General features: G+C 65.3%; 9 protein-coding genes. 7 read left to right on the top strand and 2 right to left on the bottom strand.

Features of this window, described 5'->3' with window-relative positions; translation table 11 throughout:
- Positions 1-114: 114 nt before the first annotated feature.
- Entirely contained in the window at positions 115-939 is an 825-nt protein-coding gene (locus tag SB786_RS35025) for an outer membrane protein assembly factor BamD (RefSeq protein WP_006755093.1), read from the bottom strand.
- Positions 940-980: 41 nt separating this feature from the next.
- On the opposite strand from SB786_RS35025, the gene SB786_RS35020 reads away from it, so the two are divergent.
- From SB786_RS35020 to phaR, 7 genes are all read left to right on the top strand, one after another.
- Complete coding sequence (locus SB786_RS35020; protein WP_410731403.1) at positions 981-2,207, top strand: RluA family pseudouridine synthase; 1,227 nt, start codon at positions 981-983, stop codon at positions 2,205-2,207.
- A gap of 6 nt (positions 2,208-2,213) precedes the next feature.
- Positions 2,214-3,053, top strand: a complete 840-nt coding sequence (gene pgeF / locus SB786_RS35015) for a peptidoglycan editing factor PgeF (protein ID WP_410731402.1) — start codon at positions 2,214-2,216, stop codon at positions 3,051-3,053.
- Between the two features lie 95 nt (positions 3,054-3,148).
- On the top strand, positions 3,149-3,286 hold the full coding sequence (locus SB786_RS35010; RefSeq protein WP_410731401.1) for a hypothetical protein: 138 nt from the start codon (positions 3,149-3,151) through the stop codon (positions 3,284-3,286).
- Positions 3,287-3,418: 132 nt separating this feature from the next.
- On the top strand, positions 3,419-5,293 hold the full coding sequence (gene phaC / locus SB786_RS35005; RefSeq protein ID WP_410731399.1) for a class I poly(R)-hydroxyalkanoic acid synthase: 1,875 nt from the start codon (positions 3,419-3,421) through the stop codon (positions 5,291-5,293).
- Positions 5,294-5,392: 99 nt separating this feature from the next.
- On the top strand, positions 5,393-6,574 hold the full coding sequence (locus tag SB786_RS35000; RefSeq protein ID WP_410731398.1) for an acetyl-CoA C-acetyltransferase: 1,182 nt from the start codon (positions 5,393-5,395) through the stop codon (positions 6,572-6,574).
- A 119-nt stretch (positions 6,575-6,693) separates the two neighbouring features.
- Positions 6,694-7,434 (top strand): 3-ketoacyl-ACP reductase, encoded by a 741-nt coding sequence (locus SB786_RS34995; RefSeq protein ID WP_006759981.1) that lies wholly within the window; start codon positions 6,694-6,696, stop codon positions 7,432-7,434.
- A gap of 118 nt (positions 7,435-7,552) precedes the next feature.
- Positions 7,553-8,119, top strand: coding sequence for a polyhydroxyalkanoate synthesis repressor PhaR (gene phaR, locus SB786_RS34990; RefSeq protein ID WP_006754349.1), 567 nt, complete (start codon positions 7,553-7,555; stop codon positions 8,117-8,119).
- A 349-nt stretch (positions 8,120-8,468) separates the two neighbouring features.
- On the opposite strand, the gene SB786_RS34985 is transcribed toward phaR, so the two are convergent.
- On the bottom strand, positions 8,469-8,720 hold the full coding sequence (locus SB786_RS34985) for a hypothetical protein (RefSeq protein ID WP_006759979.1): 252 nt from the start codon (positions 8,718-8,720) through the stop codon (positions 8,469-8,471).
- Between the last annotated feature and the right edge of the window lie 243 nt (positions 8,721-8,963).

Genomic DNA, 8,963 nt, shown 5'->3' with positions numbered 1-8,963 from the left:
GCCCCCGTGTGGTCAAAGCTCGCCCCAAGCGTTACGCCGTTCGGCACATCAAAGTTCCTTAACTGAACGGCATTACGGCTCGATGGCCGGGTTTTTTTGTGCGGCGGGCGTCGCTCAGAACTGCCACCACGACTTCTTCGTGCCGGGGCGCGAGTGGCCGGTGATGTACGGGCTGTCCGGGAAGGTGCCCGCGAGCACGCGCTTCGTGTCTTCCGCGAGTTGCGGCTGGTTCAGCTTGCCGTACGACAGGATCATGATGTGCAGCGCGTCCTCGATCGCCGGCGCCCCCTTGTAGTCCTTGATCGCAAGCTGCGCGCGGTTGATTGCCGCGACGTAGGCGCCGCGCCGATAGTAGTAGTCGGCCGCGTGGACTTCGTGCGACGCGAGCGCGTTGACGATGTAGCGCATCCGCGCCGCGGCGTCGGGCGCATACTTGCTCTTCGGGTAGCGGTCGACGACGACCTTGAACGCGTCGTACGATTCGCGCAGTGCCTGCGGATCGCGCTCGCTCATGTCCTGGCCGGAGAAGCGGCCGAACAGGCCGAGATCGTCGTTGAAGTGGATCATCCCCTTCAGGTAGTACGCGTACGGGATATCCGGGTGATCCGGGTGCAGCTGGATGAAGCGGTCGACGGCCTGGTCGGCGGCTGCCGCTTCGTTGTCCTTCCAGTTGCAGTACGCGACGTTGATCTGCGCCTGTTGCGCGAAATGACCGAACGGATCGCGGCCTTGCAGCGATTCGAAATATTTCGCGCACTTGCCCCAGTCGCCGCCGGACAGTGCATCCTGGGCCTCTGAGTATAATTTGTTGTTCGACCAGGTAGCCGTCTCGTCCTGCTTCTGCGGTAAGCCGTGGCAGCCGGCGATGAGGGCCGCGGCCGCTACCGCCGCAGCTCGGGCGGCGACGGTTTTGGCCGTACGTTTGGTCGAATTCATCATGCTCGCATGTCCTAGCTTCAAGTCTCGGTGACCCAGTCTAAATGACCCGTTCAAGTTCGCAGAATGCCCCGCGGGGCAAGTCAAATCGCGAAGATTATAGCCCAAGCAATCGGCCCGCCGACGCCGCATCGGGGGATTCTCCCGATGACGGCCTGGCCGCAGGCACGATGCAACCGCCTGTCGCGCCGTCCGTGGCGGCCGATGAGACGCCGCGCGTCGTCGAAGTGCCGCTGTCGCTGGCGGGCGAACGCCTCGACAAGGCGCTTGCCCAGCTATTCCCCGAATTCTCCCGCAGCCGCCTGCAGAGCTGGATCGAGGCGCGGCGCGTGCTGATCGACGGCGCGCCGGCGAAGATCCGCCAGCCGGTGCCGCTCGGCGCACGGATCGAGCTCGTGCCCGACCTGCTGCCGGAGCAACTGGCGTTCACGCCGGAGCCGGTGCCGCTCGACGTGATCTACGAGGACGACGCGCTCCTCGTCATCAACAAGCCGGCCGGCGTCGTCGTTCACCCCGCCGCTGGCAACTGGAGCGGCACGATTCTCAACGGGCTGCTGCATCGCTACGGCGACGCCGCGGCCGGCCTGCCGCGTGCCGGGATCGTGCACCGGCTCGACAAGGAAACGTCCGGCCTGATGGTGGTCGCGCGCACGCTTGCCGCGCAGACCGACCTCGTGCGGCAGTTGCAGGCGCGCACGGTGAAGCGCCGCTATTTCGCGCTCGTGTGGGGCACGATGCCCGAAGACGGCACGATCGACGCACCGATCGGCCGTGACCCGCGCGAGCGCACGCGCATGGCCGTCGTCACCGGTGCGTCGGGCAAGCCCGCGCGCACACATTTCCGTACGGTTGACACATGCCTGTGGCAACGTCAGCCGGTGTCCGCGATCCAGTGCGACCTCGAAACCGGCCGCACGCACCAGATCCGCGTGCATTGCGCGCATGTCGGGCATCCGCTGCTCGGCGATCCGGTGTACGGGCGCGCGCGCGGCAAGCGCTCGGTCGCGCCGCTGCCGGACGGGTTCGCGCGGCAGGCGCTGCACGCCTGGCGGCTCGGCCTCGTGCATCCGCTTACGGGCAAGACGATGCAGTGGCGCTGCCCGTTGCCGGACGACATGAACGCGCTCATCGCGGCGCTCGGTTTCGGGCAGGCCGACGAGGAATTCGACGATGACGACGGCGTCTACGACGATGACGATTTCGCCGGCGAATATCAGGATCACGACGACGATTACGATGACGAGTCGGATCCGGACGATGAGGAGGAGTGAGTGCCGATGACGAACCTGGCGCCGTTGACGTGGCAGGACTGCGTACAGCCCGACTGGCAGGTGTCGCCGCGCGTTCGCGCGCTGATCACGACACGCGACGGCGGTGTGAGCGAAGGTCCTTACGGGCGCTGGCAGGACGGTGCCGAGTTGCCGGGCGGGATGAATCTCGGCTTGCATACCGGCGATGATCCTGCCCATGTCGCCGCGAATCGCGCGCGCTTGCTCGCGCTGGCCGGCCAGTCGCGCGCGGCCTGGCTCGAGCAGGTTCATGGCGCACAGATCGTGCGCGCGGACGAGGTGATCGAGGCCGCGCCGGGCGCCGCGGCGCCCGTGCAGGCCGACGCGAGCGTGACGGACCGCGCGGGCGCGGTCTGTGTCGTGATGGTCGCGGATTGCCTGCCGGTGCTGCTGTGCGACGCGCAGGGCCGGGCGGTCGGCGCCGCGCACGCAGGCTGGCGCGGGCTCGCGGCCGGCATCATTGAACAGACCGCGGCCCGCGTCGCGGCGCTCGCCGGCGGCGCGCCGGATGAAGTCCATGCGTACCTCGGGCCCGCGATCGGCCCGCAGGCGTTCGAAGTCGGCGCCGACGTGCGCGACGCGTTTCTCGACACGGCTGCGCAGTCGGAGCATGATGAGACGCGGCAAGCGTTCGTCGCGATCGACGGCGCGCCCGGCAAGTTCCTCGCCGACCTCCATGCGCTCGCGCGCCTGCGCCTCGCGCGTGCAGGTGTTGCGCACGTGAGCGGCGGGTCTGCCTGCACCGTCACCGAGCAAGCGCGCTTCTATTCATACCGGCGCGACCGCGTGACCGGCCGCATGGCGGCGGCGATCTGGCTGGCCGATTGACGACTGACCGCGCGCTTGCGCGCGGGGTTTGTTGCACTGCAAAATCGGGTTATCTCGATATTGACGCGGCAATGCGGCGTTGCATCGACAACCGAATGAATAATCCCGAAGCCAAGTCAACCAAAATATTTGATGGTTCGCCGGAAGCCTTGTCCCGCCTGTTGCGCGCGGATTATCTCCGAGCCGAAATGTTCCGTGGTTTGACGCAGGGCTTCACATGGGGAAAACGATAATGATAAAAATACCGCACTGCGGCAGAATCTGGAGACGCCTCTCTAGAGCATGACGGCCCGGCTCGCACCCGGCACGCCGCGCGCGAGCAGGATTTCACGATTGACGCTCACGAATCACCGGTAAGGCAGGTAATGACAGCATCGAAAAATTCGTCGACGTCCGCTCAGGCGGGCACTTCCGCAGGCAGCACCGGATTCGGTCAGGCGGTCCAGCCGATGCAGCAGATGTTCGAAGCATGGCTGAATGCCTGGCGTGGTTTCGCCGATCCGGCACGCGCCGCAACGGCGGCGACCACCGCGAACCCGTTCGCCGCATTCCAGTTCCCGACATCGGTTCCGTTCCAGATGCCGTCGATGCCCGATTTGAGCAGCTTCGGCGGCCTGGCGTCGCCGTTCGCGGGGCTGAAGCTACCGGCGGCCGCGATCTCGCCCGAACGGCTCCAGAAGCTGCAGGCCGACTATGCACGTGATTGCGTGACGCTGATGCAGCAGGCGGCCGCCGCGAAGCTCGAGTCGCCCGAGCTGAAGGACCGCCGCTTCAACTCGGATGCGTGGAAGGCATCGCCCGCGCATGCATTCGCGGCGGCGTGGTATCTGCTCAACGCGCGCTACCTGCAGGAACTGGCCGACGCGCTCGAGACCGATCCGAAGACGCGCGAGCGCATTCGTTTCTCCGTCCAGCAATGGACGGCCGCCGCCGCGCCGAGCAACTTCCTCGCGCTCAACCCCGATGCACAGAAGTCGATCCTCGAGACGCAGGGCGAAAGCCTGCGGCAAGGGATGATGAACCTGCTCGGCGACATGCAGCGCGGCAAGATTTCGCAGACCGACGAATCGCAATTCGTAGTCGGCAAGAACCTCGGGTGTACCGAGGGCGCGGTCGTCTACGAGAACGACCTGATCCAGCTGATCCAGTACTCGCCGAAGACGGACAAGGTGTTCGAGCGGCCGCTGCTGATCGTGCCGCCGTGCATCAACAAGTTCTACATCCTCGACCTGCAGCCCGAGAATTCGCTCGTCGCGCATGCGCTGTCGAGCGGCCATCAGGTGTTCCTCGTGTCGTGGCGCAACGCCGATGCATCGGTCGCGCACAAGACGTGGGACGACTACATGAACGAAGGGCTGCTCGCGGCGATCGACGCGGTGCAGCAGGTCAGCGGCCGCGAGCAGATCAACACGCTCGGCTTCTGCGTCGGCGGCACGATGCTCGCGACCGCGCTGGCGGTGCTTGCCGCGCGCGGCGAACATCCGGCCGCGTCGATGACGCTGCTGACCGCGATGCTCGACTTCACCGACACCGGCATCCTCGACGTGTTCGTCGACGAGGCGCACGTGCAGATGCGCGAGCAGGCCATCGGCGGCAAGAACGGTACGGCGCCGGGGCTGATGCGCGGCGTCGAATTCGCGAACACGTTCTCGTTCCTGCGGCCGAACGACCTCGTGTGGAACTACGTCGTCGACAACTACCTGAAGGGCCGCACGCCCGCGGCGTTCGACCTGCTGTACTGGAACAGCGACTCGACGAGCCTGCCCGGTCCGATGTACGCGTGGTACCTGCGCAATACCTATCTCGAGAACAAGCTCCGCGTGCCGGGCGCGCTGACCGTGTGCGGCGAATCCGTCGACCTGTCGCGCATCGACGTGCCGACCTTCATCTACGGGTCGCGCGAGGATCACATCGTGCCGTGGCAGACGGCCTACGCGTCGACGTCGATCCTGACGGGGCCGCTGAAGTTCGTGCTCGGCGCGTCGGGTCACATCGCGGGCGTGATCAATCCGCCGGCGAAGAAGAAGCGCAGCTTCTGGGTCAACGACGGCGACCTGCCCGAATCCGCGGATGACTGGCTTGCCGGGGCGACCGAGCAGCCGGGCAGCTGGTGGACGACCTGGGTCGAGTGGCTCGACCAGTACGGCGGCCGCAAGGTGGCGCCGCCTGCCAAGCCCGGTTCCGCGCAGTTCCCGGTGATCGAGCCGGCGCCGGGCCGTTACGTGTTGCAGCGCGATTGACGAAAGCCGGACGGCAGCGCACGCTGTCCGGTGCACCGCAGGTTTTTTAACAGGGCCGGCAGCGATGCGCCGTGTCGTGCGGGCCTGGAGGAAAGGGAAATGACGGACGTAGTGATCGTATCGGCCGCGCGGACCGCGGTCGGCAAATTCGGCGGCTCGCTCGCGAAGATCGCGGCACCGGAACTTGGCGCGACGGTGATTCGCGCGGTGCTGGAGCGCTCGGGCGTGAAGCCCGAGCAGGTGAGCGAAGTGATCATGGGGCAGGTGCTGGCGGCAGGCTCGGGGCAGAACCCGGCGCGTCAGTCGCTGATCAAGGCGGGCGTGCCGAGTGCGGTGCCGGGCATGACGATCAACAAGGTGTGCGGCTCGGGCCTGAAGGCCGTGATGCTGGCGGCGAACGCGATCGCGGCGGGCGACGCGGAGATCGTGATCGCCGGCGGCCAGGAAAACATGAGCGCGGCGCCGCACGTGCTGCCGGGCTCGCGCGACGGGTTCCGGATGGGTGACGCGAAGCTGGTCGACACGATGATCGTCGACGGCCTGTGGGACGTGTACAACCAGTACCACATGGGCATCACGGCGGAGAACGTCGCGAAGGAATACGGGATCACGCGCGACGAGCAGGACGCGTTCGCGGCGCTGTCGCAGAACAAGGCGGAAGCCGCGCAGAAGGCCGGCCGCTTCAACGACGAGATCGTGCCGGTGTCGATCCCGCAACGCAAGGGCGAGCCGCTGCAGTTCGCGACCGACGAGTTCGTGCGTCACGGCGTGACGGCGGAGTCGCTGGCCGGGCTGAAGCCGGCGTTCGCGAAGGAAGGCACGGTGACGGCGGCGAACGCGTCGGGGCTGAACGACGGTGCGGCGGCGGTGCTGGTGATGTCGGCGCAGAAGGCGGCGGCGCTGGGCCTGACGCCGCTTGCGCGGATCAAGGCGTACGCGAACGCTGGCGTGGATCCGAGCGTGATGGGCATGGGTCCGGTGCCGGCCTCGCGCCGTGCGCTGGAGCGCGCGGGCTGGACGCCGGGCGACCTGGACCTGATGGAAATCAACGAGGCCTTCGCGGCGCAGGCGCTGGCGGTGCACAAGCAGATGGGCTGGGACACGTCGAAGGTGAACGTGAACGGCGGGGCGATCGCGATCGGCCACCCGATCGGCGCATCGGGCTGCCGGATCCTGGTGACGCTGCTGCACGAGATGGTCAAGCGCGATGCGAAGCGCGGGCTGGCGTCGCTGTGCATCGGCGGCGGGATGGGTGTCGCACTCGCGGTCGAGCGCCCGTAACCGGCTGTCCGTCAACGCCAAACCAATCCGTGCGCCGGTCGATTGCGGCTTCGGCCGGCGCCACGTGAAGTCAGAGGGGCCTCCGGCGGCTCTCGAAACCAAAAAATGGAGTGAGATTCATGTCACAGCGAATTGCGTACGTAACGGGCGGGATGGGCGGCATCGGCACCAGCATCTGCCAGCGTCTGTTGAAAGACGGCTTCAAGGTGGTCGCGGGTTGCGGCCCGAACTCGCCGCGCCGTGTGAAATGGATCGAGGACCAGAAGGCGCTCGGCTACGATTTCATCGCGTCGGAAGGCAACGTCGGCGACTGGGATTCGACCAAGGCAGCGTTCGACAAGGTCAAGGCCGAAGTCGGCGAGATCGACGTGCTGGTCAACAACGCGGGCATCACGCGCGACGTCGTGTTCCGCAAGATGACGCACGAAGACTGGACGGCCGTGATCGACACCAACCTGACGAGCCTGTTCAACGTGACGAAGCAGGTGATCGACGGCATGGTCGAGCGCGGCTGGGGCCGGATCATCAACATTTCGTCGGTGAACGGCCAGAAGGGGCAATTCGGACAGACGAACTACTCGACCGCGAAGGCCGGCATCCATGGTTTCACGATGTCGCTCGCGCAGGAAGTCGCAACGAAGGGCGTGACGGTCAACACCGTTTCGCCCGGCTACATCGGCACCGACATGGTGAAGGCGATCCGTCCGGACGTGCTCGAGAAGATTGTCGCGACGATCCCGGTGCGTCGTCTTGGCGCACCGGAGGAAATCGGTTCGATCGTCGCGTGGCTCGCGTCGAACGAATCCGGTTTCTCGACGGGCGCCGACTTCTCGCTGAACGGCGGCCTGCACATGGGCTGAACGTCCGGCTGCTCGGGCCCGGTTGGCCGCGCAGCCTGGCGTTTCCGAAAGCCCCCGCTTCCCGGATTCGGGAGGCGGGGATTTGTCACTTGCGCTACGCTGCACTCAAAGGCGTTACATGACTACTACAAAGAAAACGGCCGAGCGGCTCATCAAGAAGTACCCGAACCGCCGGCTCTACGATACCGAGACGAGCACGTACATCACGCTGACCGACGTCAAGCAACTCGTGCTGGAACAAGAGGACTTCAAGGTCGTCGATGCGAAATCCAACGAAGACCTGACGCGCAGCATCCTGCTGCAGATCATCCTCGAGGAGGAGAGTGGCGGCGTGCCGATGTTCTCGTCGTCGATGCTGTCGCAGATCATTCGTTTCTACGGTCATGCGATGCAGGGCATGATGGGCACCTACCTGGAAAAGAACATCCAGGCGTTCATCGACATCCAGAACAAGCTTGCCGATCAGTCGAAGAACCTGTACGAAGGCAACGCGATGAACCCGGAAGTCTGGTCGCAGTTCATGAACATGCAGGCGCCGATGATGCAAGGGATGATGACGAGCTACATCGAGCAGTCGAAGAACATGTTCGTGCAGATGCAGGAGCAGATGCAGAACCAGGCGAAGTCGATGTTCAACACGTTCCCGTTCAAGCAACCGGGTGCGCCGGAGCCGGAGAAGAAGTAACGCTTGCGCCGCAAGCCGGCCGCCGGACGGCCGGTGCCGCGGCGTGCGGCGGTGCGATGCGGCCGATCGTGTGCTCGGGCATGACGATGGTTGGCAGGCCATTGCCGCGAGATGTCGCCGACGATCGTTCTTGATCGTCGGCACCGAATGCCCGTGCCCTGGCGTGCGGCGGGCATGACCGTCGTCCGGTCGATCGAATTCCAATCAGCAGCGAAATACAAGCGGGACATGTTGTGCCTGACGGCACGCGTTCAGTTACGGCGGGGGCGTGCTTACGCTCCCGTTGCGGGAGCGTTTTCGCGCAAGGCGGTCCGCACGCTCGCGATTGCCGTGGCAACGCCGACGTTACTCACAGTGCCGGGAATCCCTGTTCGTCGTCGTGCGGAGGCAGGTCGAGCACGAGCTTGACGGCGCTGTAGTTGGCCTTCAGCGAAAACACGCGACCGATTACGAGAAACGTCTGTCGCGAATTCTCGAGTTCGACGAAATCGCCGGGTTGCGGCACATGGGCGCCCTGGTCATAGGAAAAGCTGGTGCTGGTCTGCTCATCGATGGCTTCGGTGGCGTGCTCAGTGAATTCGATCGTGATGTGCGTGGTCATGCGAACCCCGTTGGGTCGATTGAAAAGGGTGGAGGGTTCGATTTTCGCATAGTGGCCAGTTGTGTTCGGGGCGATTTCGGTGCGGCATGTGGCACCGATGGCGCGCCATGTCGCCTTTGCAGAAGGCGATGCAGATCATGCACAGGGTGGCGCGCGTGAGAGAACAAGTGAGCTTCCCCTGAAATTTCGCCTTCCAAGAGGTCGTGTATAAACTCGACGCAAAGGAAGGAAATCAGGCATGTT

It is taken from the genome of Burkholderia sp. SIMBA_062 (genome assembly GCF_046534765.1).
Lineage (GTDB): Bacteria > Pseudomonadota > Gammaproteobacteria > Burkholderiales > Burkholderiaceae > Burkholderia > Burkholderia ambifaria.
The sequence above is the reverse complement of the archived record's forward strand: the minus strand, read 5'-3'. Positions and strand labels throughout refer to the sequence as shown.

Bases quoted from the DNA above. Each gene is read 5' to 3' on its own strand.
- SB786_RS35025 (WP_006755093.1), bottom strand. From the start codon at position 939: ATGATGAATTCGACCAAACGTACGGCCAAAACCGTCGCCGCCCGAGCT.
- SB786_RS35020 (WP_410731403.1), top strand. From the start codon at position 981: ATGACCCGTTCAAGTTCGCAGAATGCCCCGCGGGGCAAGTCAAATCGC.
- pgeF (WP_410731402.1), top strand. From the start codon at position 2,214: ATGACGAACCTGGCGCCGTTGACGTGGCAGGACTGCGTACAGCCCGAC.
- SB786_RS35010 (WP_410731401.1), top strand. From the start codon at position 3,149: ATGAATAATCCCGAAGCCAAGTCAACCAAAATATTTGATGGTTCGCCG.
- phaC (WP_410731399.1), top strand. From the start codon at position 3,419: ATGACAGCATCGAAAAATTCGTCGACGTCCGCTCAGGCGGGCACTTCC.
- SB786_RS35000 (WP_410731398.1), top strand. From the start codon at position 5,393: ATGACGGACGTAGTGATCGTATCGGCCGCGCGGACCGCGGTCGGCAAA.
- SB786_RS34995 (WP_006759981.1), top strand. From the start codon at position 6,694: ATGTCACAGCGAATTGCGTACGTAACGGGCGGGATGGGCGGCATCGGC.
- phaR (WP_006754349.1), top strand. From the start codon at position 7,553: ATGACTACTACAAAGAAAACGGCCGAGCGGCTCATCAAGAAGTACCCG.
- SB786_RS34985 (WP_006759979.1), bottom strand. From the start codon at position 8,720: ATGACCACGCACATCACGATCGAATTCACTGAGCACGCCACCGAAGCC.